The organism is Microbulbifer maximicatervae (SeqCode) (assembly GCF_052468155.1).
Map to the genome: position 1 here is coordinate 1,975,484 of NZ_CP174335.1, position 25,544 is coordinate 2,001,027.

Here is a 25,544-nt window from a genome sequence, read left to right on the forward strand (position 1 = left end):
CTACTGCGTTGCACTTTTATACTTGCGATACTCTTCCCAAAGCTTTTCGCGCAATTCGGGGTCAGTCTCGCGTGTGGCAGCTTCACGAATCTGTCGAGCTACGACGTCATCATCTGTACCACTGGGTATATCGGCGGGCACAACTGCCTGTGAACCACCGTGATTAAAATCACCTTTACGTCCAGAGGCGGGCAGTCCGGGACCGGTTATTTGTCCACTGGAGTTATTATTTTTGGGGCCGTTACCTGATGTTGGGCCTGCATTGGGGGGAGGTGGAATTTCGGCTTCTGCAGATTGAATTAAGTCTTCTAGGGATTCCCCTGCTGGTGGTGCCTCATCCATCGCCTCTTCTTTATTTTCTTCGGAGGCTGACCCCGGTCTGTTTCTTACAAAGTCACGCTCCCGCAAAATCATGCCGTCATAGCTGACCATAGTGGATTCAAACTGGCCCTCAAGTTCTGCAACGCGATCTGCCGATGAAGTGGGAGCTTCATTGGGGGCACTACCGGAACGTGGCGAACCACCGCCGGGTTGCCCAGAAGCTGAACTGCTGGCAGGCGCGCCGCTGGCCTCTGAGTTACTACTGGATGAGCTGCTGCTAGAAGCTGAGCTACTAGATGATGCGCTGGAAGACGAAGATGATTGCTCCTCCTCAGAAAAATCAATTTCTTCGGGAGGCGTTCCATCTTCACCAGACGAAGGATCAGTAGGTTTCTCTCCATTTTGGCTGGTTTGTTCGGGATCCGTATAAATTGGTGTCGATGGATCATTTGAACCGTTTGGGTCCGGCATTTGATCCCCAGGTGAACTTTGATCCCTCGACTCTGATCCGCTACTTCCACTACTGGAGGGCTGGCTCTGTTCTGATCTCGCTGTAGGCATATTCGCACTGGGCTGGCTGGAAGAGCTGCTACTAGGCTGCCCACTGCTCGAAGCCGTTGATTGGCCAGGTCTTTGCGAACTACTGCTGCTACTAGATTGCGATTGTGATTGCGATGCAGAACTGGAAGATGAACTGGAGGATGGTAGAGATGGCATTGCTGGTGGCTGTGACTGAGTTTGTTGGCTCTTGCACCCACCGGTTAAGATCGCCGCCAAAGCAATTGGTACCAGTACATTTGACAAACAGCTGTGGCGGTGAATTTTTTCTACCGCTGCTCGAGGTGTCATCTCTTTCTCTCCTAGACTGTTTGCCGGTGTGACCGCGTGAGACACATGAAGTGTTTTTCCGGTACTAGCAAATGCTCAATGTGGAACTTTAAAAATAGTTGTTATTTGATTATTTGCGTAGATTCCACATCGAGCTGGTGTCAGTGGTGATAGGTTTCTCAGTCGAATATAAAGCGTTGCACAATTCCGCGGGTTTCCACCGCCTCTCCATCTTCAAACCTTGGTCTGAATTTAGCGCGTTTTAGAATGTTTCTAACTTTTGAGCGGATCTTTACTTTATCTGAAGGGTAAGCCCTGAGTATTTTTATATTCCTCGCCTTGCCAAAAGCCGTGACATCATAGGAGACCGTAATCCGGGAATTGGCTAGGGCTTTGCTGTCCGACTCCAAAACGGGGAGCGCGGGTAAAGCCACAGGCCGTCCAAATATGTCCTCAATTTCATCGTTAGAGGCACCGTTATCCCAAAGTGCCTTGTAGGCCTCGCCGTAGGTTTGGCGTGCGGAGTGCCACTTGTTAAACATCATGTACCAGTCGCCGAGTTCAACTTTGGCTTTGGCTGATGCTGCCGGGGGGGACTTGGGGTTTCTTTGGTAGACATCAACGATACGGGTAATGGCTTTTTTCCCGGTGTTAAAACTCTTCATCCGGTAGTGATCTAATTTGGTTCGCTGATGTGAGTCGGGGCCACTACCACCAAAGCTGGCGTTAACAAAAACTGGAGAGTTGGGTTCACCCTTATAGGTGGCCAGATAATAGTTAGTTGCTTTTAATCCGCGCAGGGCATCAACAAGGCGAAGGTCGGTGGAGCCAAAGTTTTTTGTAATAATATCTACCGCCAAACTGTAAAGATTGGTTGCACTAATTAGATGCTCAAATAGCGTGTCCCCTTTTTCCTCCACATAAGCCTGTAAATGCCAACGACTCAAGTTGTTGATTACTGGCAGCATACGGGGGTCTTTTTCGCCGTAATTTTTCTGGTAGAGCCAGTAGAGGTACTGCTGGTTGTCGTTAGCTTCTTCCCACTGATTGAGCGCTATTTGACTCTCGATCAAGCGCTTGATCATAGGGATTTGGCTTAGTGAATAGAGCCCCTCATTGACTCTGCTAATCAGCATTGCACGACGAAATTCAGTGACAGCCTGCTCATGATCGCCAGCTTTCTGTAATGCGGTAGCCAGCCCCAAAAGCTGTTCATCAATACCGGCGCCATAAGCACCATATTGGGCTTCGAGCTCCTCTATACGTTCACGGTAATTTTCTACAGCCTCGGAGGGCCTTAGCTGTCGAGGTGTTTTCTTGAGTGGTTTCGAGGCGGCTTCAATAAAGGCTTTTGGAGGTGCATTAGTTTGGACTGCCACAGGTGCGCCATCGTCGGCCAGGGCGCCATTACACAGCAGTGCTGTGGCTGTAAACATCAAGCCGATAGCAAAGGAATTGCTGGTATCTATCTGTGTCACGATTGAACCACTTCCGTTTCATATTTGGCTTCACCGAATACCAAACAGCTGAGGTTGGAACCTGCACCTGTCAGTTTTCGGGTCTTATTTCCGCTCGCCCACTGCAACAGCGAATACGGCGGAAGTTCTCTCCTGAATGTGGTTCTCTCGACCCTGAGCGCATTGAGGGGGTATCCTCAAGCTCACAGTGACGGCGCGACTGGATGCTTATAAATGCCTGCCTGGCCGCGTATTAGTCAGTATAGCTAGCACTATGTGCCAAGAAGGAAGCTGCGGCGGGTACTTCAGCCACTTAATGCCCATTGCGCCAGCATGCCTGTGACCACCCTTTTGGTTTAGCAGTTGGGAGTGCAAATTAGGGGTGAGGGACTGTAAGTAGATGCCAAAAATTTGTTGATTACGTCCGATATCGCGACTTGGCAGCGAAGTGTAGCGAGTGGCTTGGTTGGCGCTGGTGCCACATCAGGATGGCGGAAGCTAAATAGGTGGATCATCGTCCTAACAAGTATGCTGAATTTGGGGTTAGATTACTGCTGTTGCTGTATCAGAGGTTGATCTATTTGGATTGCAGCGTAACAAGCGCCATAATCAGCTGATTCGAATTCAGAGGAGAGCTCAGTGAGTATCTATATCGATCCAGAGATCGCGGTAAGCCTTCGGGGCTATGAAGCACCCGAGAAGCTGGGCTTTGGAACCGCCATGGCCCCAGTAATGTTTCGCGCCATTTGGCAGGATGGTTGCTGGAGTAGTGGAGAGTTGATCCCCTATGCGCCTCTGACCGTCGACCCTGCTGCTAAGGTACTTCACTACGCGCAGTCATGCTTTGAAGGAATGAAGGCCTATCGAACTTCCGAGGGGGGAGCTGCACTGTTCCGGCCCGAAATGAATGCTGCACGAATGGCATATTCAGCGAAGCGCTTATGTATGCCTCCGGTTCCTGAGTCCCTGTTCCTGGATGGCGTTCGTGTTGTGACTGCTTACTGCGCTGGCCTGCTCCCGAGCAACAGCGGTGAGTCCCTGTACCTGCGTCCTTTCCTAATGGGAACCCAGCCGGACCTAACGGTTTCAGCCAGTAATGCCTATGAATTTTATGTAATAGCTAGTCCCTCGGAAGCCTACCATTCCGGCAATATGCGTTTGTGGGTTGAGAGAGAAGATGCTCGAGCTGCAGTAGGGGGAACTGGGGATGCCAAAGTTGGCGGAAATTATGCCAGTTCTCTACTTAGTATCGGCCGCCTTAAAGAGCGAGGTTATGATCAGTCGCTTTGGTTGAGCCCCTCTAATCGGCAGAGTATCGATGAGCTGTCAGGGATGAATTTTTTTGCGGTCATTGATGGCACTATATATACCCCAGCGTTGAACGGCTCAATTCTCGAGGGCATCACACGATATTCTCTGATCCAGCTTGCGGAGGGATTGGGGTACAAGGTTGTTGAGCGGGCGATCCCCATTGATGAGCTGTTAGAGCAGATAGCTTCTGGAGACTGTAGCGAAGCTTTTGCTTGCGGTACTGCTGCAATAATCAGTCCTATCAGCGTAATTGGCGATGGTGATAGAGAGTACGAACTAGCCGATGCCCCAGGTCCTGTTGCAGAGCGTTTGCGACAAGCACTGCTGGATATTCAGGAGGGGCGTTCTGAGGATGCTTACGGGTGGATGCATTCTGTTGAGCCTGTAGTTTAAGTACTGAATCTTCGTACCCGGGCAGTTTCCAAGGCTGCCTGGGTCTAGTAATCAGCTTTCCCCACCATAAACCCTGCTTTATCCTTCGCGGGTTTTTTTGTAGCAGTGTTTTCTATTTACTTGTTTCCAAGCGAAACGCTCGCGTAAACATTCCCGCCAATTTAATTGAGTTTGTTGACTTGTGCGACCTTAACACCTAAAAGTGAAGGGGTTAAATAAGAAATAAATTGGAGCTTGAGAGTGGCCTGATTGCGGTACACCTCATTTTGACCAGCAGTTCCAAGATCAATTTGAGCTAATAGGTCTCGCTTATAGTTCCTTGCACAGTCGAGGATAACGAGATGTTGACCCATATGCTTGGCCTTATGCTGCAACCACGTAGACAGTGGCAGCTTATTGGCAGTCTCTCTGAACGTAATCTGCGTAGACAGGTTCCTTATGTCATCGTTCTGGCATTACTTCCTGCAGCTGCTTGGTATTTTGGCACGACACAAGTTGGCTGGACGATTGGCACTGGTGCCCCGGTGAGAATTACGGGACAAAGTGCTTTGGAATTGGTCGCCGTATTTTATTGCACAATGGTTTTGGCTGTTACTGCTATTGGTTATTTTATCCATTGGATGGCCAAGACTTACGGAGCTGAAACTCACCCCCTTAAAGGCGTTGTTGTAGCGGGTTTCACTGCCACGCCTATTTTTATTGTGGGTATTGCGGGGATTTACCCTGTGTTGTGGCTGGACATACTGCTCGCAACTCTGGCGGTTGCTTACGCCGTCTATCTGCTTTATTTGGGAATTCCTATTGTGATGGGTGTTTCTGAAGAGCGTGGCTTCCTTTTTGCCAGTGCAATTATTACGGTGTCACTCGTCATGGCAGTCATTGTTATGGTTGCTACAGTTCTATTCTGGAGCTATGTATCCGCACCGGTCTTTTACTCCTCTTGAGTAGTTTGGGCTCCTAGCTATCACTAGATGAAATGTCGTTTCAGGCATTTTCGCCAGGCGATTTAGGGCTGTTGTTGTGGTGGGGATACAAGCTATCGACGTCGTACCCGGTGAAGGGGCTCATATTCACGGGTACGGCGAAGTCTCTTCTATCCTGGCTGTAACGACAATGCGTAAAGTAAATGACCGCCTTTCGGGGTTTCTTGAAGAATTCAACAGCTCTATGAAAGAGCTCTACTCAAAGGGCTTTGAGTTCAACCCCATCAATGTTCGGGAATCGACCACAAAGTTTATAGATAAGTATGTCACTGATATTCCAGATGTTGCCTCGGTACGAGATGGCATTATCTATGCCTCTGGATATGACGTACCTGTAAGAGTCTTTGTCCCCTATCCCGATGAAGTTCTACCTGTTCTTGTCTATTTTCATGGCGGTGGTCATGTAGCTGGAAACGTTTATTCATTTGACCCGATTTGCAGAAAGATTGCCCGGGAGACTCGACATATTGTTGTTGCGCCTGAGTACCGGTTGGCCCCTGAGAATCGCTATCCGAGCGCAGTAACAGATTGCTATGCCGCAGTTGTTGGGGTTTGGGCGGCACTGGATAGATTGGGCTTATATTATCAACCGAGTTTGTCGGTTGCTGGGGACTCTGCAGGTGGCGCTCTGGCCGCCACAATGTCTCACCTGGCTCAATTTGACTACAGCGTTAAGATTAAAAAGCAGGTTTTAATTTATCCGGTTCTCGATTACACCATGCATTTACGGTCCCATGAAGAGAATGCGGTAGGCTATTTTTTAGAGGCACGAAAATCAATTTGGTACTTGGGGCAATATTTTGCTGAGGGGCAGTGTAGAAAAAAAGCATCCCCTCTTTTTATGGATTTTACGGCAGCTCTTCCTGAAACCTTAGTTTTTACCGTGGAGTTTTGCCCGCACCGGGATACTGGGGATATTTACTACCGGAAAGTGGAAGAGGTGGGTGTTAGGTCTGAAAATGTTCATTTTTCCGATATGATTCATCCATTTTTGATTCTTGAAGACTTAGTGAAAGGGGAGTGCGCAAAAGTTTATGCCGGCATGAATAGTTTCCTGAATGACTAAACTTACGGTTTTCCTTTTGTAATTGAGTACTGGTAAGATAATTTATACTCGTTATCAAACTCTAGTATTTCTTCTGAATTTATTGATCTTTCGATCACTATCTCCGCTATTGATTTAATAACTTGTTTAGGTTCTGCGTCCATGCAATGTATGCTCATGGAGTTAATGGCCATGTCAGCGCTAATTACCCGGTGTTCAACAACCTGAATGAGCAGCTGCTTATCACTTTGGTAGAGCTTGAAACCAGGCCCCTCCGTCATCCATTTTTTGTACTTTGTAGCGCCCCACGGGCCTTTGCACTTTATTGCTTGATATTGAGTTGATGATATTTTGATATAGATAGGCTCGCTTCCTTTGATATCTGTACTTTTATCGATAGGTTGTTCTGTGTAGAGGTTTGATCCATTAGGAGCAGAGATCTGTATCGCTATCATTTCGGCAGCAGCGTCAAGTGAGCAGAATATGTAAATAAGAAAACACAAAAACTGATATTTTTTGATTGAAGTACTGGCCATCTTGATTTCAATAAGTGGTTTTTGTTTTTGGGAGTATGGCGCTTAAATGAATTTCTAGGGTTGTCTTCTGTATTAATAATAGCGCCTTGATAACGAGGTGTTGGTTGGATAGTATCAAAGTGTGTATTTAGTCCTGTTTTCATCTTTAAATTGGTACATGAGTACCAATTTGAGGTTTGAGTAGCTCAATTGACAATAATTTATATAAAAGGTGTGGCTATGAAGACTTTAGCGTATATGGGAGTAATTCTGGCTTTAATAGTATCCGTTGGATGTTCTGAACGGCCTGAATCCAGAGTTGAGGACAGTTCCAGTAAGGTTGATTTTCAAAAGCAACTATTAAAAAAACTGATATCTGCAAAGACCGGGGATGTTATTACTATTCCTGAGGGTAAATTCCATATTAATCGTAGTTTATCCCTGAATATTGATGGGGTAACGCTACGTGGAGCTGGCATGGATAAATCTGTCCTCTCCTTTGAGGGGCAAATTCAGGGTGCTGAGGGGATATTAGTTAATGCCAGTAACTTTACTATTGAGGGGTTGGCTATTGAGGATACCATAGGCGATGCCCTGAAAATTAATGAGGGCAAAAACATTATCATCAGGGATGTTCGTGTTGAATGGACCAATGGCCCGTCTACCCAAAATGGTGCCTATGGTATTTATCCTGTACAGACTGAAAATACTTTAATCGATGGTGTGGTAGCTATTGGTGCTTCAGATGCAGGAATTTATGTCGGTCAGTCGCGGAATGTTATTGTTCGCAATAGCCGTGCAGAATTTAATGTGGCGGGTATTGAGGTAGAGAATACGATCGGTGCAGATGTTTACAACAATATTGCTGTGAATAATACTGGGGGAATTCTTGTTTTTAATATGCCTAATCTTCCGCAGCCAGGGCACAGTACACGTATCTACAATAACCAGATAAAGAATAATAATACTGGAAATTTTGGTCATGAGGGCACGCCGGTTGCTGCCGTGCCAGCAGGATCTGGGGTGGTTATTAACTCGAATGATCGGGTGGAGATTTTTGAAAATGATATTTCTGATAATGATACTGCTAACATATTGATCAGCAGCTATTTTACGGCTGGATACTATAGTGATAAGTCTACGCAAGCTGATTTTGACCCATACCCAGAGGGGATCTATATCTATGCCAATAACTTTTCTGGCGGTGGTACATCGCCAGATCATCTTAAGTTAAAAGCTCTGAAGTTAGCTATGTTTGGAATATCAGGTACATTGCCGGATATTCTTTGGGATGGGGTTGTTGATCAAAGTAAACTGGTGGATGGTCAAATACCTGAGGCATTAAAGTTATGTATTGATAACGAACCTGCAGGAATTCTCAACATAGATTTTGGAAATGAGTATAAGAATATATCCTCGGATATAGCACCTCATCAGTGTCATTTGGAAAAGCTTGCCAAAGTAGTTTTAGACTTTGATCCAAAGCTGGAAAATGAAGACCATTTGGCAGTGATAGAGGTAGCTAATGAAGAATAACAATCAAATAAGTAGGAAGCTTATCTATTCTATTTGGAGCCTTGTATTACTGATTGGCCTTGTGGGATGTGATTCATACAAAAAGGATGTTCATTTATTCCCGGCAGAAGAGGTGCCCGAAAATCTCAGTGCATGGAATTTATTGAGACTGGAGAAAGGTGTGCTCTTCCCTGCGGAAAGAGCATTACCCTACGATTTAAATACGGGTTTATTTACCGATTATGCTCATAAGTTCAGAACCGTCTGGCTGCCTAAGGGGGCGTTTGTAACCTACGGAGAAGAACAGTTTAATTACCCTGTCGGAACTATCTTAAGCAAGACATTTTACTATCCACAGGAGAGTAGTGGTGTAGTTCGCCGTACCGATGACTTCTCTGCGGATTATGTTGAAGGGCGCTTTGGGCAGGCACTTGATTTAAATCGAGTCCGTCTCGTTGAGACGCGGCTTTTAATCCGCAGGCAGGAAAATTGGCAGGCGCTGCCCTATGTCTGGAATAAAGAGCAGACTGAGGCAACTCTTGAGATTGCTGGAGATGTGAAAAATTTTCAGTTGGTTGGCCTGAACGGACAACAGGAAAACCTTAGTTATGTAGTACCTGACGCCAATCAATGTGCTGGTTGCCATGCAGAAAAGTTTACTGACAAAGCCATTTCTCCTCTCGGCCCAAAAGCTCGACATCTGAATAAAGACTATCCCTACGGTAGCGGAGTAGAGAATCAATTGCTGTTTTGGCAGAAGGCCGGCTATTTACGTGGGCTGCCTGATCTGAAAAGTTTACCGAGAAATGCCAATATTTACGATGCGACTGTGTCGCTGGAGGATCGTGCCAGGGCTTATTTGGATATCAATTGTGGCCACTGTCACAATCCTACTGGGCCGGCAGATACCTCGGGGCTTATGTTGCATTATGGCGAAACTGATTGGCGCAAACTTGGGCTATGTAAACCGCCTATTGCTGCGGGTACAGGCAGTGGAGGGCATTTATTCGCAATAGTACCGGGAGAGCCTGAAAATTCTATTTTGAATTTTCGTGTAGAGTCTACCGCACCTGGGGCCATGATGCCTGAATTAGGTAGAAGCATGGTGCATACAGAGGGCGTTGAATTACTAAAGCAGTGGGTAAGCTCCCTACCGGGAAGCTGCACTTAATCTTTATTGGAAGCTATCTGGAAAGAGCTATATGGAGAGGAGTTGGGTATGGAGGGGACAACTCCATACCCGTTTCCTGGAGACGAGTAATTCAGAAAGATTCAGCCGTATGCTGCAGTTTCAGCAACAACTGTTGCCGCTGGAATTAATCCGTTGATCATCAAGGTGACGGTGCGTTCCAGCAGCGGCGAGTCGATGGCAATAGCACCGCTCAAAATTTCATACTCAAGGTTCAGGATCGTACCGTGAGCAATTTGTGCAGCCGCTTCAGAATCAGCCAGACCCAGTAATTGGAAGAATTCCTTAATCATTGACTCTCTGGCGTGATTGGCCATCCGCACCGCGCGGGTCAGCTGCTCATTGCGAAGCGCTTCATTGCGGAATGCCAGTTCAACCAATCTGCGATCCCGGTCTTCAGCCTGGGTGCGGACATGAGTAAGAATAAAACGGGTCAATTGTTGAATCAGCAGTTTACGACTGCTATGTGACGCCCGCTCTTGTGCGGATAAATTCCGTGCCGCACTAAAACTCTCTTCATGCAGTTGGCGTGTAGCCTCGAGTCCCTGCTCAACAAAATAAGTAAATGAATCGCTGATCAGGTCATTCAGGTCTTTGAAATAATAAGTAGTAGCCGCGAGAGGAACGTTAGCTTCGCGGGCGACTGCACGGTGCCTGATGCCGCGGATACCTTCTTTAACGATCAGTCTCAGGGTGGCCTCTAGAATCGCCTTGCGCCGCAGACGGCTATCTGCGCGTTGGGCCCGGCGGCCGTGGTAGACCAATTCAGACTTTCCAGTGTCTACAGTCATAGCATTATCCCTGTCTTATTGCGTTGGCGCCGATAGCAAGGTGAAGCTGGTCGGCCGTGCCATTCTAGCCAAACAAAATTAAAAAAAGGGAATAATGCTATTACATTCGATTACACGAATATTGCACTGGTACAGCGCAATAAATGTAAAAAAGTGGGGATTTGATGATGTATCTCATCATACTGAAAAAGTGAAAGATGAAAAATCCGCAAGATACAGATTAGTGAGGGGGTTCACATTTTGGCTTTTGGTGAAAAAATTAAGTTCTGCAATCGATTGGCAGGATAAATAGCCATTCAATTGCAGAATTAAATTGGTTAGCTGCTGCTTATCTTAAGAGATTTTTCCGGTAACACGTACGCGCTTTGAGCCTGGAATGATCTTAACTTTCTGGCTTTTATGTCTTTCAATACCGATATCAATGGCGTTTTTTGCTGCGATCAATAAGCCGGCGACAAGGAATGCACCGGGAGGAAGCACGGCAACAAGAACGCCTGGATAGTCACTGCCAAAAATGGAAATACCCCAATCTTTTGCCATTGAACCAAATAACAAGTCCATATCTGAAAATAGCGTGCCTTGGCCAAGAATTTCTCTGACTGCGCCAATGGCGATGAGTACTGCAGTGAAACCGATACCCATCATAAATCCATCTGCCAAGGACGGAAGCACGGGGTTTTTACTGGCAAAAGCATCTGCTCGCCCGAGGATCGCACAGTTGGTTACGATTAGCGGGATAAAAATACCTAGCACCAAGTAAAGCTCGTAGGTATAAGCCTTCATCAATAGCTCAACGCAGGTAACGAAGGTGGCGATGATCATAACGGAGGCCGGCAAGCGGACAGTATCCGGAATTTGTCGTCGGATTAGGGAGACCGCAAGGTTGGAGCAGGTGAGAACTCCGGTAGTGGCCAAACCGAGGCCGATGCCGTTCACTACGGAACCGGTGACCGCCAGCAGGGGACAGAGGCCAAGCAATTGCACCAGCGCGGGGTTATTTTTCCACAGCCCATTTTGGGCGATTTCTGTGTAGCCGGGAGTTGCCATCAGTTCTGCTCCTCAACCGCCGCAGGTACTTGTTCCGAGTCGATTTCAGAGTTCTCAATCTCTACCGCTCGATTGGACATTGGCGCATTAAATATTTGTTCGTGGTGCTGGGCTACAAACTCAAGCACCTGGTGCACTTCATTGACAACAGCGCGAGGAGTAATTGTTGCGCCAGTAAATTCATCAAAAACACCGCCATCCTTTTGTACTTTCCAATCGGCTGAAGGCGGATTTTTTAGTGACAGGCCGTCAAACTGGAGCACCCAGTTACTTTTTTTCAGCTCGACTTTATCGCCCAGCCCCGGAGTTTCTGTGTGGCTTGTTACCCTGACGCCAGCAATAGTGCCATCGCGATTCACACCAACGAGTATTTTTATCGGGCCGGAATATCCATCCGGTGTGACTGCGGGCACAATGACTGCGGAGACTTTTCCGTCCTCTTCCCGCGCGAGATTGATATCTCCACCTTGTTGCAGGCCTAGCTGATTCCAGTAAGGTTTTGGAATTGGATAGGTGTCTACCAACATGTCATTACTGTGGCGTTCCAATGGAATAATTTCCAGTAGCGCTTTCGCCGAAGCTTCCCGGATAGCTCTCTCAATCGGTTCTTTAGTCGTAATTTGGGTCACTGCGAGTGTACCTGCAGTGACCAGGGCGATAAGAGTGAGAACGGCGGCATTGGAGGCCATTGACTGTTTAAGCATCAGCTCTCCTCCAGGTCGGTAGCGCGGCGGGAGCCCTTGTGGCCATAGGTCCGTGGAAGCGTGTAGTTATCAATGGTTGGTGTTGCAAAGTTCATCAGCAATACAGCAAAAGCCACCGCATCGGGGTAAGTGCCCCAGGCCCGGATTACATAAGTGAGCAGCCCCACACCGGCCCCAAAAATCAGGCGGCCCCGGTTACTGGTGGCACCGCTGACAGGGTCGGTAATAATAAAGAAGGCCCCAAACATGGTGGCCCCAGAAAATAAATGCAGTACGGGGGATCCCTCTGACAAGGAACTGCCGCTGTCGTAGAAAAACAGGGAAATCAGAGTGAGGGTGGCGAGCATGGCAACCGGTGCATGCCAGGTAATAATGCCGCGAAATAGTAAGAACAGCCCACCTAACAGGAATCCGAAGCTGACGGTTTCCCAACCGACTCCAGCAAATGTGCCTTTATTGAGGACCGGCTCCATTTCATAGAGCTGGGAGAGAAGCACTGACTCGTTTAACCGCACGATTTCCAGCGGTGTAGCGCGGGTAAAACCATCGACATTGTAGGTACCGATTACCAGAGAGAAGGCCTCTTCCAGGCTAGGTGTCCCGCCGATAACCTCTGCAGCTCCCACCCAGCGGGTCATATCTACCGGGAAACTAATCAGCAGGACAACATAGCCCACCATTGCGGGGTTAAATGGGTTGTACCCCATACCGCCATAAAGATGCTTGGCCAGGACAATAGCCACCGCAGTGCCCACTATCGGCAGCCACCAGGCACAGTAGGCCGGAAGCGCGATACCGAGCAGCAGTGCAGTTACAAAAGCACTGCAATCCCGCAGATAGAATGCTGCCGGCCTGCCGCGTAATCTCATTACCGCTGCTTCACACAGAAGCGCTGTGATTGTGCACAGGGCAATATTGATCAGTACTCCGATACCGAAATAAATCACCATCGCCAGCACACCGGGTATGGTGGCCGCGGCGACTTGTAGCATGACTTTAGTGGTGTCATTGCCGGAACGGGCGTGAGGGGAGGTGGCGCGCATCAGAGACATTATTGCTTTCCGTCCTGTGCTGCTTGTTGTTCGCGCATTTTGTCTTCCAGTTTCTTTTGTAGCTTCTCCAGGGCACTTTCGAATGCGCCCAGATTGGCATCATCTTCATCCCGAGCCTTTTGCAGGCGAGTCTCAGCTTTGGCGACGCGCTTGCGCAGTGCTTCGATATCTGCAGCAAGTCTGTCGGCGTCACTCATCTGGGCCCGCGCCTCTGCGGAGGCACGGGCTTTGGTAATTGCCCGCACAGCTGCATTGGTTTCTTTCTGGTTGGGCTCCCGGGTGGTATCCCTATCGGCGCGTCGTTCGGCAAGGGTCAACTTGTGTTGTGCTTCCTGCAATTTCACTTCAGCAGCTTTGAGTTGCGCTGCCAATTGGTCGCGCTGGCTCTCATCGGCAGCTTCCAGTTTATTGCGTATGCGTTCCACCCGGCTCTCGGCACTGGAGAAAGTACGCTGGGCGCGGGCCAAAAGCTGCTTAGGATCCTCCTGGCGGGACTTAACTCGCGCCAGGGCGGCGGCGACAACATCTGCTTCCTGCTTCTCAGCTTTGGCAGTCGGAGATTCAGGGTTTTGTTCCCTTTGTTGGCGAGCTTGTTCAGCGGCTTTGCGCCGGGCTTCGCGTTTCGCTTCTTTCTCTTTTTCAGCTTTTTCAAGGCGCAACTTGCGGAATTCGAAACGATCGCGTGCGCGATCGGACTTTTCTTTTTCCGCTTCAGCAGTGCGAATTGCACCCTTGGCAGCGCGGTAGTACTGAACCAGGGGAATCGTACTGGGGCAGACGTAAGAGCAGGCACCGCACTCGATACAGTCAAACAGGTTGTAGGCCTGTAGCTTCTCCCGTTCGTCGGCGCGGGCATACCAATAGAGTTGTTGCGGCAGCAGGGAAGCCGGGCATGCCTCTGCGCAAAAACCGCAGCGAATACAAGCTTGGGCCACCGGTGCTGGCGGTAGCTCCTCACGGGTCGGTACCAGCAGGCAGTTGGTGGTTTTTACGATCGGAGCGCGTTGATCGTCAATCGTATAACCCATCATCGGACCGCCGATGATCACCTTTTGCATCAGGCCCCGATGGACACCGTGGTATTTGAGGATATGTTCTATGGGAGTGCCGATAGGCACATCGATATTGCGCTGCTGCTCCAGTGCTTTGCCGACAACAGTCGTCACTCGGCTGATCAGGGGTTCGCCAAACCGAATCGCGCGATATACCGCGCGAGCAGTGCCGACATTCTGGCATACAATCCCCACATTGGCCGGTAGCCCTTTGTTGGGCACTTCTCGGCCGGTAAGGATTTGAATCAGCTGTTTTTCGCCGCCGGACGGATACTTTGTGGGGAATACCACGATATCGAATCGAGTGCCTTCGACAGCTTTGCGCATCGCGCGGATAGCTTTGGGCTTATTGTCTTCGATACCAATCAATACCCGTTCGGGCTGGTCGAGGATATGGGCAAGAATTTCCACGCCGGCAATAATTTCGTCGGCACGCTCCCGCATAAGCATATCGTCGGCAGTGATATAGGGTTCACACTCTGTCCCATTGATAATCAAAGTATCAATTTCGGCGCCGCCGTGAGGGTCTAGCTTCACAGCGGTTGGAAACCCTGCACCGCCCATGCCGGCAATACCGCAGTCGCGGATCTTGTCCAGAAGCTCTATCGGTGAAATCTGGAGGTAATCTTCGCAGGGGGTGAGTTCGCACCAGGCATCGTCGCCGTCTGTGCGAATGACAATGCAGTCCTCCAGCAGACCCGAAGGGTGGGGAACTGGATAGGGTTCAATGGCCATAACCCTGCCGGAGCTGGGAGCATGCACTGGACAGCTAATGAAACCGTCGGCTTCGGCAATCTTTTGCCCCTTTAATACCTTATCACCGAGGTTCACCAGCGGTATGGCGGTGGTACCGGAGTGCTGTAGCAGTGGTACGATCAAGTCCTCGGCGAGGGGGATCACTCCTATAGGCTCACCGGTACTCTGGTGTTTGTTCTCGGGAGGGTGCACTCCGCCGGGGAAGTCGTTGGGGCGCAGCTCGCGCGCTTTTTCACTGGCAATCAGTTGTGCCTCGCGGGCTGCGCGTCTCTCCTGAACGGCCTCTCTTTGTTTGGTCTTGCTATCTACGGGGTTCAAACCGCGCCTCCCCCGGTATGTTCTTGAATAGTGCAGCGATCGCTGGCAATCAGCACCGAGCTATCGCTGGGCTTGTGTGGATGCCAATCCTGTAAAGCGGTTTCCAGGGGAACCATATCGATACAGTCAACGGGGCAGGGCTCGACACAAAGGTCGCATCCTGTGCACTCGTCGGTGATCACCGTGTGCATATATTTGGCGGCGCCCGCAATGGCATCTACCGGGCAGGCCTGAATACATTTGGTGCAACCGATGCACTCTGCCTCGCGGATAAATGCCACTTTTTTTACATCTTCAACGCCATGCTCGGCGTCCAACGGCATGGGCTCTATATCCAGCAGATTGGCCAACTCATTGATAGTGGCCTGCCCGCCGGGGGGGCACTTGTTGATGGTATCGCCGTGCACTATCGCTTCTGCGTAGGGGCGACAGCCGGGGTAGCCACACTGGCCACATTGAGTCTGTGGCAACAGGGCATCGACCTGCTCAACGAGGGGGTCACCCTCCACCCGGAAGCGAACGGCGGCGAAACCCAGCAGGGCACCGAATACCAATGCCATGCCACCGAGCACCAGCAGGGGAGAAGAAATTTGTGAAATCCAGTCCAGCATTTCGAAACCCTATACCAGACCGCTAAAGCCCATAAATGCCAGCGACATCAGTCCGGCAGTGACCATACCGATTGCAGCGCCGCGAAATGGCAGCGGGACATCGGCGGCAAAAAGGCGCTCGCGCATCGAGGAAAACAAGATTAACACCAGGGAGAAACCCACTGCTGCGCCAAATCCGTAAAGAGTGGACTGTATAAAAGTGTGCGCTTTCATAGTGTTCTGTAGAGCGACACCCAACACGGCACAGTTGGTAGTGATCAGCGGTAGAAAAACGCCTAACACCTTGTACATCAAGGGGCTGGTCTTCTGGATAAACATCTGCGTGAACTGTACGACAACAGCAATCACCAGAATAAATGAGATGGTGCGAAGATCTTCAATACCAAAGGGGGCCAACAGATAGGTGTTGACCAGGTATGAACAAATAGAGGCCAAAGTAAGTACAAAGGTGGTAGCGCCGGCCATACCCACAGCGGTCTCCAGTTTATTGGAAACTCCCATAAACGGGCACAGGCCGAGAAACTGCACTAACACATAATTATTGACCAAGATGGTGCTGAGCAGAATGACGGCAAATTCGGTCATAACAGGTCCGGTTAAAGCCCGAGGGCGGAGTGGCGCGAACAGCGGCAATGGCGTCGGCAGGGTTAAGGTGAGACTAGCACCTTCCTTGTGAGCACCGTCGAATGCCGCGCAGGGCGGCTATTATGGTTGAGTCGCTTGGGGGCTTCAACTCGTGAGGAGGGTGGCAGGGGAAAAGGGCCGACAAAGGGCCACCTCTGGATCAAAAGGACTCCACTTGGAGCAAAGGTGGAGGCCTTTGTGGATACTATTTGCAGTACCTATGTCAATTTGAAACGATAGGTACAAGATGGGTAACCCAGTTTGGTACTTGGTGTTAAGCGTGGGGTAGAGGCAATACAGTATATTGACGCGGCATGCGTGTTTTTGCTTGAGAGCAACCTTAAATTCAGTTGGAGCAGTTTAATGTCGAACGAAACCTACACTCCCCCCAAGGTTTGGCAGTGGGATAAGGAAAGCGGGGGCGCTTTTGCCAGTATCAATCGGCCGGTAGCGGGTGCGACCCATGATAAAGCGCTGCCGCAGGGGCAGCACCCGATGCAGCTCTATTCTTTGGCCACGCCGAACGGGGTTAAAGCGACGGTGATGTTAGAGGAGTTATTGGAACTCGGGTTTGAGGGAGCAGAATACGATGCCCATTTAGTCCGTATCACTGAAGGAGAGCAGTTTGGCAGTGGTTTTGTTGAAGCAAACCCAAATTCCAAGATTCCGGTCTTAGTGGATCACAGCACTACGCCACCAATCCGGGTATTTGAAAGTGGCTCCATACTGCTCTACCTGGCAGAAAAGTTTAATGTCCTCTTGCCTCATACGCCTGAGCAGCGCACCGAGGCTTTGAATTGGCTCTTCTGGCAGATGGGCTCAGCCCCTTACCTGGGGGGAGGCTTTGGACACTTTTATGCCTATGCACCGGAAAAATATGAATACCCGATCAACCGATTTGCTATGGAAGTAAAGCGCCAGTTGGACGTATTGGACCAACAGCTGGCAAAGCATCCGTATGTGGCGGGAAGGACTTATACCATCGCCGATATTGCGATCTGGCCCTGGTATGGGGCCCTGGTGCGCAATGAAGCTTATAGTGCGGCGGAATTTCTCGATACCCAGAGTTACAAAAATCTCAATCGCTGGGTGGGGGAAATTGCAGAGCGGCCAGCAGTAAAGCGCGGACGAATGGTCAATCGAACCTGGGGTGAGCCCAGCGAACAATTACATGAGCGCCACAGCGCCGGTGATTTTGACAATAACACCCAAGATAAAGTGACCGACAAGGATGTTGATTAATACAGGGTATTAATAGGTGAGGCTGGCACAAAGATGTGCCAGTATCTATTTTCTATGGTTATTTTCCGGTGCCCCTCTTTTTAAAAGTGGCCGTTGAATTAATATTTTTATAAAGAGTAGCGTCGGCTAAAAAGCCCTCATAGACAGCATAAACTGAACCACCTGTGAGGTGCGGGGCAATTGCCATAATTTTTCCGCCGCGAACCCGGCAATTAAAGCCAGACCTAAAACCAGTGGCAGGGGAATTCCCTGTAAACGCTGCTGAACATCTTGCTGTTGTCTATTTACGATTGCCAAAACACTGAGCCGTTGTCGCTCCGTATCCCGGCTGCATTGTTCGATCTGTTTATTTAAAGACTTCAGTGACATCGTTTAAAGCCTCTTTAACTTGTCGCTTGGTCTCTTCAAAACCCAGTAGGGGCACCAGCTTCTTTTGATAAACGATAGCTCCCGCCAAAATAGCGACCTGGATAAGAATAAATACCAGAAATGCCAAATAAATAGACTGGGAAAAATAGTAGGCAATCAGCCCAACGCCTCCACAGAGACTGACGATGAGGGCCGCACTTAGAGGCAGTAACATCAGTTGCAGGGCAACAATACGCTTGCCGGCTGCAATCGTTCTATCCAACTCCAGCTGGAATAGCTTTTGAATATTAGCCAACCAGGCAGTCAGTAGGGTCAGTGTTGCCTCGGCGCGAGCAAGGGTAGCTTCAAGGCTATTTTCACCTTCTCCATCAGAGTCTTTCCCTGAGGGAGAAGGTGAAGACTGACCCGGGCTGCGCTCCTGCGCAGCGGGATCGGCATTCTCGCCAGACGCTTGGGACTTTTTTTCATTGCCCATCAGGGGGTGTCCTTACCAGTCGAAAAAAAGAGAGAAGCGTTACTTAAAGAGCTTCGCAATTGCCCAGCCAACAACGAATGCACAGCCAACAGCGAGAATGGGGCGCTCCCGAAGTGAGGACTCCGCTTTTTCCATTACATCGGTGGCACGTTGTCTCTGGGACTCTACAGAGGTCCGGGCCCTCTCTTTCAAGCTGCCAGCAGCTTGTGAAGCGGCCTCTCCAGCAAGATTATAGGCCTGTTGCAGCTTCTCCCTACTGGAGTTCGTATGTGGAGATCTTGCGGTTGCCATCAGGTTTCTCCTCTCGGGGTTTAATTGCCGAGGAAGTCTATAGTCCCGCGTGGTAATTCCCACTTGAAAAAGGGGTTTTTTTCACGCGATTTTTGCAGGAAAAAGTCCCTGTCTCTGCTACTGATCTTGGACTATGGCTGGCAGCTGTTCGGGCCCGGTCGTAGTTTCAAACGGCAAAAGCCGGCCTGAGTTCACAGAGGGGATTAGTCCTCGGACCGGCAGATGCCTGAGATGGCTTGGGTTAGATAAAAGCGAGTTGTTTATGGATGGCTGGTACTCTCACTTTTCCAGGTTTCAATATTCTCTACGACGCCGTTGAGTAGGCGCTGGCGTGATTCACGGCTGATCCAGGCGTTGTGGGGGGTGATAATCAAATTGGGGATATCTCTGTCCAATAGTGGGTGACTGGCGGGTGGGGGCTCCTGGCTGAGGACATCCAGCGCCGCCCCCCCAAGGTGCCCACTGCGCAAAGCATCCGCCAGTGCCTGTTCATTTACCAGCCCGCCCCGAGCCGTATTGACCAGGAGTGCGCCGGGTTTCATCGCGGCGATGAATTGCTCGTCTACCAGCTGATCGGTTTCTTCTGTGAGCGGGCAGTGCAGACTGATGACATCGGACTCTGCACACAATTGTTGCAGTGGCGTCCTGCCTTCAGCGGGTGTGCCGCTAAATGATTCAGCCACCAGTACCCGCATGTCCAGGGCTTCCCCCAGTTTTGCCACCTTCTGCCCGAGGGCACCAAAGCCAATGATACCGAGTGTTTTTCCTGCGAGTTCAACCACTGGGTGATCGAGCAGGCAAAAAATTGTAGATTGGCTCCAGCGTCCGGCAAAAACATCGTTGTGATAGCGGTGCCACTTGGAAGCAAGAGCCAGGATCAGGGCAAGAGTGTGCTGTGGTACAGAAGCCCCCGCATAACCTTTAACGTTGTACACCGGAATATTTAATTCCTGTGCGGCGGCGAGATCGATGTTATTTGTACCGGTTGCACAAACACAAATCATTTTTAATTTGCTGGCCTGCTCCAATAATGTGCGGCTTATTATGACTTTATTGGTTATTACCACCTCGGCCTCGGCGATTCGCTCCGCGACTTTTTCGGCGGGAGTCGTTTCATAGAAGTCCCACTGGTCTAGACTATTTGTTAGGGCCGAGGTATCCAGCTCCTCAAGCTTCATTGTCAAAGTGTCCAGAAATACGCCGCGCATGACATCTCCTCGATAGATTTGCAGTGTGGTGGACATGCTACGGCAGTGAAGAGGGAATGCAAAACTTTGCTGGCCAGCGGCCTTAACTGCGCATATTCGTGGCTACGGTTGGTTTGTCGGGGCCTTTCTGTCGCAATCGAAGAGGGCCTCTATGGGAATATCGTTTACCGCTGCCAGTCTTGTTTTAATTTCTGCATTTCTACACGCGGGTTGGAATTTACTGGGGAAGTCTCGCACACCAACTCCCGCTTTTTTCTGTATCGCGACTCTCAGTGTTGGAATTTTTCTTTTACCGCTAAATTTTTGGTTGCTATGTCAGGTTGATTCGCTCCCGCGAAGTTTTTGGATCCTCCTTATCGGTAGTGGTTTTTTTCAAATGATTTATATGGGGGGCTTATCCCTCGCCTACCAGCGAGCCAATATGGGATTGGTCTATCCCGTTGCTCGAGCATTGCCGGTATTGCTGGTTGCACTGGCAACGGTATTGTTGGGGCAATCGCTACCTCCACTCGCCTGGGTGGGAATGCTGTTGGTGACAATTGGCTGCTTGCTGGTACCGCTGGTGTATTTCCGCGAGTGGCACTGGAGAGCTTATTGGCGCGCGGACTGCGCCTGGGCGCTGGTCGCAGCCATTGGCACTGTGGGCTATTCACTGGCGGATAAAGGGGCGCTGATTTACCTGGGGGATGCTGCGGGAGGCACTATCCCTGCGCTTGTTCTGGCCTACAGCTATTTGGGGATGCAGTTTCTTGCCTGTGGTGTATGGCTGCTTCTGGGGTGCTTGGGTCAGAGTGGCACTGCGCCATTGATCCAAAGTTTTCGGGATTTGAAGGTCGGGGCTCTGACCGGTGCCATGATGGGAGCGACTTACGGCCTGGTACTGCTGGCGATGACAATGACTGAAAATGTGAGTTATGTAGTCGCCCTAAGGCAGTTGAGTATTCCCCTGGGCGTGGGCTTGGCGGTCTGGTTACTCAAGGAGCCGGCACACAGGCCCCAGCTGCTGGGAGTGGGGCTGGTGTGTGCCGGCTTGATTGCAGTTTCCCTGCGTTAGCGCAGGGAAATTACATTACGCGCATACCGGGTTTGGCGCCCTCGTGGGGCTCCAGTATCCACAGGTCCTTACCTCCGGGACCCGCTGCCAGAACCATACCCTCACTGATACCAAAGCGCATTTTGCGCGGCGCCAGGTTAGCGACCATAACGGTGTGCTTACCTTCCAGGTCTTCAGGGGCGTAGGCGCTTTTAATACCGGCAAATACCTGGCGGGTTTCGCCGCCCAGGTCCAGGGTTAAGCGCAGCAGTTTACCGGCGCCTTCAACATGCTCAGCTTTGGCGATCAGGGCGATCCTCAAGTCTACTTTGGCGAAGTCATCAAACTGGATTTCCTCGGCAATGGGGTCCTCCGCTAGAGGGCCGGTAGCAGCTTTGGTTTCCGCTTGTAGCTGGGCCAGGGATTCCGCAGCCGCATCCATAACCGCATCTACCTGGGTTTTCTCAACCCGTTGCAGCAGCGGTTTGAACTTCTTGATTTCGTGATCTGTCAGCGGTTTGGTTGCGCTGTTCCAATCCAGCTCACTGTTGAGGAACTCCGCCGCTTTTTGTGCAGTGTTGGGCAATACCGGGGCGAGCCAGGTGATCAGGGCGCGGAACATATTCACACCCTGGGAGCAAATAGCCAGAACCTCAGCTTCGGTACCCTCCTGCTTGGCCAGGGACCAGGGAGCCTTGTCGGCGATCCAGGCATTGGCGGCGTCGGCCAGAGCCATAATGTCGCGCATGGCGCGGGCGTATTCTCGCTGCTCGTAATACTCAGCAATTCGTGGAGCCGCTTCTACAAATTGGTTCCACAATTGTTCGTCGGCCAGTTCGCCGGCCAGCTTGCCACCGGACTTGCTGACAAACTTGGCGGTGCGAGAGGCGATATTGACTACTTTACCCACCAGATCAGAGTTCACCTTGGCGATAAAATCGTCCAGGTTCAGATCCAGGTCATCGACGCCACCGGTCAGTTTGGCGGCGAAGTAGTAGCGCAAATACTCAGGGCTCAAGTGATCCAGGTAGTTGCGGGCATTGATAAAGGTGCCGCGGGACTTGGACATCTTCTTGCCGTTTACGGTAAGGAAGCCGTGTACGCAAACTTTGTTGGGGGTGCGGAAGTCCGCTGAGTCCAGCATGGCTGGCCAAAAGAGTGCGTGGAAGTTGACGATATCCTTGCCGATAAAATGGTAGACCTCGGCGTCGCTGTCTTTTTTCCAGTACTCCTGCCAGTCCAGCCCTTTGTTGTCGCAGTAGTTTTTGAGACTGGCCATATAGCCAATGGGAGCGTCGAGCCACACGTAGAAATATTTGCCCGGCGCATCGGGCATTTCAAAACCGAAGTAAGGGGCGTCGCGGGAAATATCCCACTCTTGCAGACCCTCTTCCAGCCATTCGGCCAGCTTGTTGGCCACTTCATCCTGGAGGGTACCGGAGCGAGTCCATTCGCGCAGGTACTCGGTGAATGCGGGCAGGGTAAAGAAGAAGTGCTCTGACTCCTTTTCTATCGGAGTGGCGCCGGAGATCGCTGATACCGGATCGATCAGTTCGGTAGGGCTGTAGGTGGCGCCACAGGCTTCACAGTTATCACCATACTGGTCGGGCGTGCTGCAGCGGGGGCAGGTTCCCTTGATATAGCGATCCGCCAGGAAAAGCTGTTTCTCTGGATCGAAAGCCTGGGTAATAGTGCGCGACGCGATGTGGCCGTTTTCGCTGAGGCGGCGGTAGATCATTGCCGACAGCTCGCGGTTTTCCTCTGAATGGGTGGAGTGGTAGTTGTCCACACCAATTAGGAAGTCGGCGAAGTCGCGCTCGTGTTCTGCCTGCATATTGGCGATATGCTGTTCCGGGGTCAGGCCCAGTTGTTCAGCTTTCAGCATAATTGCAGTGCCGTGAGCATCGTCGGCACAGATATACAGGCAGTTATTGCCGCGCGCACGCTGGAAGCGGGCCCAAATATCGGTTTGGATATATTCGAGCACATGGCCCAGATGTAGGGAGCCATTGGCATAGGGCAGTGCGCTGGTGACGAGAATGTTGCGCGTATCGGACATCGGTTTTTCCATCGCTGTGGGGTTGCGGCCAGGGACTCACGGAGAGTGGGCCGAAGATCGTCAAAAGACCGCGGAATATAGCAGATTTGCACTATGTCGTGGAGGGATCAAGCTGGCTTATGTGAATCCTTGTTTGGCTGCCGTGGCTGGTGTTAGGCCGCGTCATCCGACACAATGCGAGCCAATCTAGAAGCGCTGAGAGGGAGATACCGTGAGCAATCATCATCACGATCATGACGAGCTGTCACAGGAAGTTCAGGCTGAACTGGAGCGACTGGCGGAGTGCCTCGGCCAGTTGCATGATCCTGCCAGTGGCTTGCCGCTGGATGATTTGGACGCAGAAATTGAAGTTGGGTATGAGGACGAAACTGTTTTCGCAGGGATTACCCTGGGATATCCGTGTGCGAGCCAGGAGGCAGACTGGCACCAGAGAGTAGAGGAAAGCTGTCAGCCGCTGTTGAAAGCCGGGCCCCTCAAAGGCTCTAAGTTGCAGTTTGAGCTGTTCAGCGATATTCCCGCTACGCCGACTTCCGGGGCGCCGGAAACTCTGGCGAAGGTAAAAAACATTGTTGCTGTCGCGTCGGGCAAAGGCGGGGTTGGCAAGTCCACGACTGCGGTCAATCTGGCTCTGGCCCTGGCGGCGGAAGGTGCCCGGGTTGGTTTGTTGGATGCTGATATCTACGGCCCGAGCCTGCCCACCATGCTAGGAACTGAAGACCAGCGCCCGCATGTGAAAGAACAGAAATTCTTTGTGCCGGTAGAGGCTCACGGAATAGAGACAATGTCTCTGGGGTATCTGATGACCGAGGAGACCCCAGCGGTATGGCGCGGGCCTATGGCCAGCGGCGCGCTCAACCAGATTCTCAGTCAAACCCTGTGGGGGGAAAGCCGGGATGGGCTTGATTACCTGGTTGTGGATATGCCCCCGGGTACTGGGGATATTCAATTGACGCTGGCACAGAAAACTACCTTGGCCGGTGCGGTAATTGTAACTACCCCTCAAGACCTGGCACTAAAAGATGCCATTAAGGGCGTGGAGATGTTCCGCAAGGTATCGGTACCTGTGCTGGGTATTGTGGAAAATATGGCGCTGCATACTTGTTCCAAATGTGGTCACAGCGAGCCAATTTTCGGTACCGGTGGCGGTGAGCGAATCGCTGCAGAGTACGATACCCATTTACTGGGAGAGCTTCCGCTGGCACAGAAAATCCGCGCCGATGTGGATAGCGGACAGCCGAGTGTTATTTCCGATCCAGATAGTGAAATTGCTGGTTTTTATTGCGAAATTGCCCGCAAGGCTGCTGCCCAGATCTGGTTAAACAGCAGTGATGACAGCGATATGCCGGAAATCGAAATAAGTTGAACCCATTCGCGATATTGATCACAAAGAAATAATTTTCTTTGTTTTTCTGTTTTTACCGGGCTCCAATATTTCTATATTGATGCAGCCCGGTGTCCCTCATTGAAGTAAGCCGTACTAGTTTGTTCCTTGTTTTATGGTACAGATTTCCTTTTAGCGATAGCCCACTTCTGTCGCGCCCTGGGTAAATTAGAAGTTTCAAAATATTTCACAGAATTACCTGGTAAAAAACAGGGGTATTTTGATCGTACTAGTTACTTATTGTTTTAAAAATCATAAAGCCGATATTTTTTTGCGATATAGATCGCTTATGATTTTTAGGTGGCAGTATTTGCAGGTTTTTTGTCGCTTATTAAGTGTAGTTGGGGCTGAGGGTATTAAAACGGGTTTACAGGTGCAGTATTTTCGCCGACAAACGTCAAACCCTTTATACGGATGTTGGATTGCCGTTGAGGTAGAAGTAAATATCAGGAGTGTACGAGAAAAAAGTCTGCCTTATTTCGCGTTTTCAATACAGGTAAGACAATAAAAAGAGGCATTACGGAAGCTGTAGTCGATAAAAATAAAAAAGACAAGCGCACGGGTGCTGTTATCAATGAATTTTCATATTAGCTATCGGCCGGTGGGTGGAATAGCGCGTGTGCTTTTTTTTGGTCCGGTGGGATATAAGGACAAAATAGAAGCCATTGCACTACTGGTGGAAAAGTATCGCCACCGAAAACCCCTACGTGTACTACTCGACCTGCGTTATGCGCGCAGCAAAAGCACACTGGAGGAACACCAGAAGTTTATTTACTTTATTGCTGAGAACCCCGTACTGAGACGGGCATTTATCGCGGTGTTACACCCGCGAGGGCGCTGGACCTGTCCGCTGCCCAGCCATGGCTCCTGCCTGTGCAGGCTCAGTTCTAGGGAGTTCGTTGTGGAGGCTGAGGCAGAGGCCTGGCTAGCCCAGATAAAGGTTGTACCTCAGCCTCTTGCTCTCTAGGGGAGGA

The 25,544-nt window shown here is 50.4% G+C and carries 24 protein-coding genes; 9 read left to right on the forward strand and 15 right to left on the reverse strand.

Features of this window, described 5'->3' with window-relative positions; genetic code table 11:
- Both ACJJIY_RS08475 and ACJJIY_RS08480 read right to left on the reverse strand, forming a co-directional pair.
- On the reverse strand, positions 1 to 792 hold the full coding sequence (locus ACJJIY_RS08475) for a hypothetical protein (RefSeq protein ID WP_444895207.1): 792 nt from the start codon (positions 790 to 792) through the stop codon (positions 1 to 3).
- Between the two features lie 536 nt (positions 793 to 1,328).
- Positions 1,329 to 2,627 carry a hypothetical protein gene (locus tag ACJJIY_RS08480; protein WP_413664377.1) on the reverse strand — a complete coding sequence of 433 codons (1,299 nt, stop codon included), beginning with the start codon at positions 2,625 to 2,627 and terminating at the stop codon, positions 1,329 to 1,331.
- A 618-nt stretch (positions 2,628 to 3,245) separates the two neighbouring features.
- Between ACJJIY_RS08480 and ACJJIY_RS08485 the strand changes: the two genes are divergently transcribed.
- The 3 genes from ACJJIY_RS08485 (at position 3,246) to ACJJIY_RS08495 (ending at position 6,359) form a co-directional block, all read left to right on the forward strand.
- Complete coding sequence (locus ACJJIY_RS08485) at positions 3,246 to 4,310, forward strand: branched-chain amino acid aminotransferase (RefSeq protein WP_444906420.1); 1,065 nt, start codon at positions 3,246 to 3,248, stop codon at positions 4,308 to 4,310.
- Positions 4,311 to 4,651: 341 nt separating this feature from the next.
- Positions 4,652 to 5,254 (forward strand): Yip1 family protein, encoded by a 603-nt coding sequence (locus ACJJIY_RS08490; RefSeq protein ID WP_413664379.1) that lies wholly within the window; start codon positions 4,652 to 4,654, stop codon positions 5,252 to 5,254.
- A 76-nt stretch (positions 5,255 to 5,330) separates the two neighbouring features.
- Positions 5,331 to 6,359, forward strand: a complete 1,029-nt coding sequence (locus ACJJIY_RS08495; protein WP_444914761.1) for an alpha/beta hydrolase — start codon at positions 5,331 to 5,333, stop codon at positions 6,357 to 6,359.
- A gap of 2 nt (positions 6,360 to 6,361) precedes the next feature.
- On the opposite strand, the gene ACJJIY_RS08500 is transcribed toward ACJJIY_RS08495, so the two are convergent.
- Positions 6,362 to 6,874: a hypothetical protein gene (locus ACJJIY_RS08500; RefSeq protein ID WP_445359403.1), complete on the reverse strand. Its 513-nt coding sequence runs from the start codon at positions 6,872 to 6,874 to the stop codon at positions 6,362 to 6,364.
- Positions 6,875 to 7,093: 219 nt separating this feature from the next.
- Between ACJJIY_RS08500 and ACJJIY_RS08505 the strand changes: the two genes are divergently transcribed.
- Both ACJJIY_RS08505 and ACJJIY_RS08510 read left to right on the forward strand, forming a co-directional pair.
- Positions 7,094 to 8,389, forward strand: coding sequence for a parallel beta-helix domain-containing protein (locus ACJJIY_RS08505; RefSeq protein WP_445359404.1), 1,296 nt, complete (start codon positions 7,094 to 7,096; stop codon positions 8,387 to 8,389).
- Positions 8,379 to 9,539, forward strand: coding sequence for an SO2930 family diheme c-type cytochrome (locus ACJJIY_RS08510; RefSeq protein ID WP_445359405.1), 1,161 nt, complete (start codon positions 8,379 to 8,381; stop codon positions 9,537 to 9,539). Before ACJJIY_RS08505 ends, ACJJIY_RS08510 begins: the two co-directional genes overlap by 11 nt.
- 101 nt (positions 9,540 to 9,640) lie before the next feature.
- Here ACJJIY_RS08510 and ACJJIY_RS08515 read toward each other — a convergent pair whose 3' ends face one another.
- The 7 genes from ACJJIY_RS08515 to rsxA form a co-directional block, all read right to left on the reverse strand.
- The gene (locus ACJJIY_RS08515) at positions 9,641 to 10,348 is read right to left on the reverse strand and encodes a TetR/AcrR family transcriptional regulator (RefSeq protein WP_282934272.1); all 708 of its coding nucleotides are present in this window, start codon (positions 10,346 to 10,348) and stop codon (positions 9,641 to 9,643) included.
- Between the two features lie 333 nt (positions 10,349 to 10,681).
- Positions 10,682 to 11,395, reverse strand: a complete 714-nt coding sequence (locus ACJJIY_RS08520) for an electron transport complex subunit E (protein WP_282934271.1) — start codon at positions 11,393 to 11,395, stop codon at positions 10,682 to 10,684.
- Positions 11,395 to 12,099: an electron transport complex subunit RsxG gene (rsxG, locus tag ACJJIY_RS08525; RefSeq protein WP_445359406.1), complete on the reverse strand. Its 705-nt coding sequence runs from the start codon at positions 12,097 to 12,099 to the stop codon at positions 11,395 to 11,397. Before rsxG ends, ACJJIY_RS08520 begins: the two co-directional genes overlap by 1 nt.
- On the reverse strand, positions 12,099 to 13,151 hold the full coding sequence (locus ACJJIY_RS08530; RefSeq protein ID WP_444906414.1) for an RnfABCDGE type electron transport complex subunit D: 1,053 nt from the start codon (positions 13,149 to 13,151) through the stop codon (positions 12,099 to 12,101). The genes rsxG and ACJJIY_RS08530 overlap by 1 nt, the downstream gene beginning before the upstream one ends.
- Positions 13,151 to 15,202, reverse strand: coding sequence for an electron transport complex subunit RsxC (gene rsxC / locus ACJJIY_RS08535; protein WP_445359656.1), 2,052 nt, complete (start codon positions 15,200 to 15,202; stop codon positions 13,151 to 13,153). Before rsxC ends, ACJJIY_RS08530 begins: the two co-directional genes overlap by 1 nt.
- Positions 15,203 to 15,273: 71 nt before the next feature.
- Positions 15,274 to 15,888 carry an electron transport complex subunit RsxB gene (rsxB, locus tag ACJJIY_RS08540; RefSeq protein WP_444914757.1) on the reverse strand — a complete coding sequence of 205 codons (615 nt, stop codon included), beginning with the start codon at positions 15,886 to 15,888 and terminating at the stop codon, positions 15,274 to 15,276.
- Positions 15,889 to 15,897: 9 nt separating this feature from the next.
- Positions 15,898 to 16,473 carry an electron transport complex subunit RsxA gene (gene rsxA / locus ACJJIY_RS08545; protein ID WP_108731788.1) on the reverse strand — a complete coding sequence of 192 codons (576 nt, stop codon included), beginning with the start codon at positions 16,471 to 16,473 and terminating at the stop codon, positions 15,898 to 15,900.
- A gap of 402 nt (positions 16,474 to 16,875) precedes the next feature.
- Here rsxA and yghU point away from each other — a divergent pair, with 402 nt between their 5' ends.
- Complete coding sequence (gene yghU, locus ACJJIY_RS08550; RefSeq protein ID WP_444895198.1) at positions 16,876 to 17,754, forward strand: glutathione-dependent disulfide-bond oxidoreductase; 879 nt, start codon at positions 16,876 to 16,878, stop codon at positions 17,752 to 17,754.
- A 126-nt stretch (positions 17,755 to 17,880) separates the two neighbouring features.
- On the opposite strand, the gene ACJJIY_RS08555 is transcribed toward yghU, so the two are convergent.
- The 4 genes from ACJJIY_RS08555 to ACJJIY_RS08570 form a co-directional block, all read right to left on the reverse strand.
- Positions 17,881 to 18,123: a hypothetical protein gene (locus ACJJIY_RS08555; protein ID WP_444914755.1), complete on the reverse strand. Its 243-nt coding sequence runs from the start codon at positions 18,121 to 18,123 to the stop codon at positions 17,881 to 17,883.
- A complete protein-coding gene (locus tag ACJJIY_RS08560; protein WP_444914754.1) occupies positions 18,101 to 18,598 on the reverse strand; it encodes a hypothetical protein in 498 nt (165 codons plus the stop codon). The genes ACJJIY_RS08555 and ACJJIY_RS08560 overlap by 23 nt, the downstream gene beginning before the upstream one ends.
- A 39-nt stretch (positions 18,599 to 18,637) precedes the next feature.
- Positions 18,638 to 18,889: a hypothetical protein gene (locus ACJJIY_RS08565; protein WP_282934265.1), complete on the reverse strand. Its 252-nt coding sequence runs from the start codon at positions 18,887 to 18,889 to the stop codon at positions 18,638 to 18,640.
- Positions 18,890 to 19,149: 260 nt separating this feature from the next.
- The gene (locus ACJJIY_RS08570; RefSeq protein ID WP_282934264.1) at positions 19,150 to 20,097 is read right to left on the reverse strand and encodes a D-2-hydroxyacid dehydrogenase; all 948 of its coding nucleotides are present in this window, start codon (positions 20,095 to 20,097) and stop codon (positions 19,150 to 19,152) included.
- A 151-nt stretch (positions 20,098 to 20,248) separates the two neighbouring features.
- Here ACJJIY_RS08570 and ACJJIY_RS08575 point away from each other — a divergent pair, with 151 nt between their 5' ends.
- Complete coding sequence (locus ACJJIY_RS08575; protein ID WP_445359407.1) at positions 20,249 to 21,151, forward strand: EamA family transporter; 903 nt, start codon at positions 20,249 to 20,251, stop codon at positions 21,149 to 21,151.
- 10 nt (positions 21,152 to 21,161) lie between these two features.
- Here ACJJIY_RS08575 and metG read toward each other — a convergent pair whose 3' ends face one another.
- Positions 21,162 to 23,189, reverse strand: a complete 2,028-nt coding sequence (gene metG / locus ACJJIY_RS08580) for a methionine--tRNA ligase (protein WP_445359408.1) — start codon at positions 23,187 to 23,189, stop codon at positions 21,162 to 21,164.
- A 211-nt stretch (positions 23,190 to 23,400) separates the two neighbouring features.
- Between metG and apbC the strand changes: the two genes are divergently transcribed.
- Positions 23,401 to 24,552 carry an iron-sulfur cluster carrier protein ApbC gene (gene apbC / locus ACJJIY_RS08585; RefSeq protein ID WP_445359409.1) on the forward strand — a complete coding sequence of 384 codons (1,152 nt, stop codon included), beginning with the start codon at positions 23,401 to 23,403 and terminating at the stop codon, positions 24,550 to 24,552.
- Between the two features lie 592 nt (positions 24,553 to 25,144).
- Entirely contained in the window at positions 25,145 to 25,537 is a 393-nt protein-coding gene (locus ACJJIY_RS08590) for a hypothetical protein (RefSeq protein WP_444892794.1), read from the forward strand.
- Positions 25,538 to 25,544 lie beyond the last annotated feature (7 nt).

What these genes read in the sequence shown, in the direction of transcription:
- ACJJIY_RS08555 (WP_444914755.1), bottom strand. Translation starts at nt 18,123, where the DNA reads ATGTCACTGAAGTCTTTAAATAAACAGATCGAACAATGCAGCCGGGAT.
- ACJJIY_RS08570 (WP_282934264.1), bottom strand. Translation starts at nt 20,097, where the DNA reads ATGCGCGGCGTATTTCTGGACACTTTGACAATGAAGCTTGAGGAGCTG.
- ACJJIY_RS08490 (WP_413664379.1), top strand. Translation starts at nt 4,652, where the DNA reads ATGTTGACCCATATGCTTGGCCTTATGCTGCAACCACGTAGACAGTGG.
- metG (WP_445359408.1), bottom strand. Translation starts at nt 23,189, where the DNA reads ATGTCCGATACGCGCAACATTCTCGTCACCAGCGCACTGCCCTATGCC.
- ACJJIY_RS08565 (WP_282934265.1), bottom strand. Translation starts at nt 18,889, where the DNA reads ATGGCAACCGCAAGATCTCCACATACGAACTCCAGTAGGGAGAAGCTG.
- ACJJIY_RS08530 (WP_444906414.1), bottom strand. Translation starts at nt 13,151, where the DNA reads ATGTCTCTGATGCGCGCCACCTCCCCTCACGCCCGTTCCGGCAATGAC.
- rsxA (WP_108731788.1), bottom strand. Translation starts at nt 16,473, where the DNA reads ATGACCGAATTTGCCGTCATTCTGCTCAGCACCATCTTGGTCAATAAT.
- ACJJIY_RS08505 (WP_445359404.1), top strand. Translation starts at nt 7,094, where the DNA reads ATGAAGACTTTAGCGTATATGGGAGTAATTCTGGCTTTAATAGTATCC.
- rsxB (WP_444914757.1), bottom strand. Translation starts at nt 15,888, where the DNA reads ATGCTGGACTGGATTTCACAAATTTCTTCTCCCCTGCTGGTGCTCGGT.
- ACJJIY_RS08515 (WP_282934272.1), bottom strand. Translation starts at nt 10,348, where the DNA reads ATGACTGTAGACACTGGAAAGTCTGAATTGGTCTACCACGGCCGCCGG.
- ACJJIY_RS08510 (WP_445359405.1), top strand. Translation starts at nt 8,379, where the DNA reads ATGAAGAATAACAATCAAATAAGTAGGAAGCTTATCTATTCTATTTGG.
- ACJJIY_RS08590 (WP_444892794.1), top strand. Translation starts at nt 25,145, where the DNA reads ATGAATTTTCATATTAGCTATCGGCCGGTGGGTGGAATAGCGCGTGTG.
- ACJJIY_RS08560 (WP_444914754.1), bottom strand. Translation starts at nt 18,598, where the DNA reads ATGGGCAATGAAAAAAAGTCCCAAGCGTCTGGCGAGAATGCCGATCCC.
- rsxG (WP_445359406.1), bottom strand. Translation starts at nt 12,099, where the DNA reads ATGCTTAAACAGTCAATGGCCTCCAATGCCGCCGTTCTCACTCTTATC.
- ACJJIY_RS08500 (WP_445359403.1), bottom strand. Translation starts at nt 6,874, where the DNA reads ATGGCCAGTACTTCAATCAAAAAATATCAGTTTTTGTGTTTTCTTATT.
- ACJJIY_RS08575 (WP_445359407.1), top strand. Translation starts at nt 20,249, where the DNA reads ATGGGAATATCGTTTACCGCTGCCAGTCTTGTTTTAATTTCTGCATTT.
- ACJJIY_RS08520 (WP_282934271.1), bottom strand. Translation starts at nt 11,395, where the DNA reads ATGGCAACTCCCGGCTACACAGAAATCGCCCAAAATGGGCTGTGGAAA.
- ACJJIY_RS08475 (WP_444895207.1), bottom strand. Translation starts at nt 792, where the DNA reads ATGCCGGACCCAAACGGTTCAAATGATCCATCGACACCAATTTATACG.
- yghU (WP_444895198.1), top strand. Translation starts at nt 16,876, where the DNA reads ATGTCGAACGAAACCTACACTCCCCCCAAGGTTTGGCAGTGGGATAAG.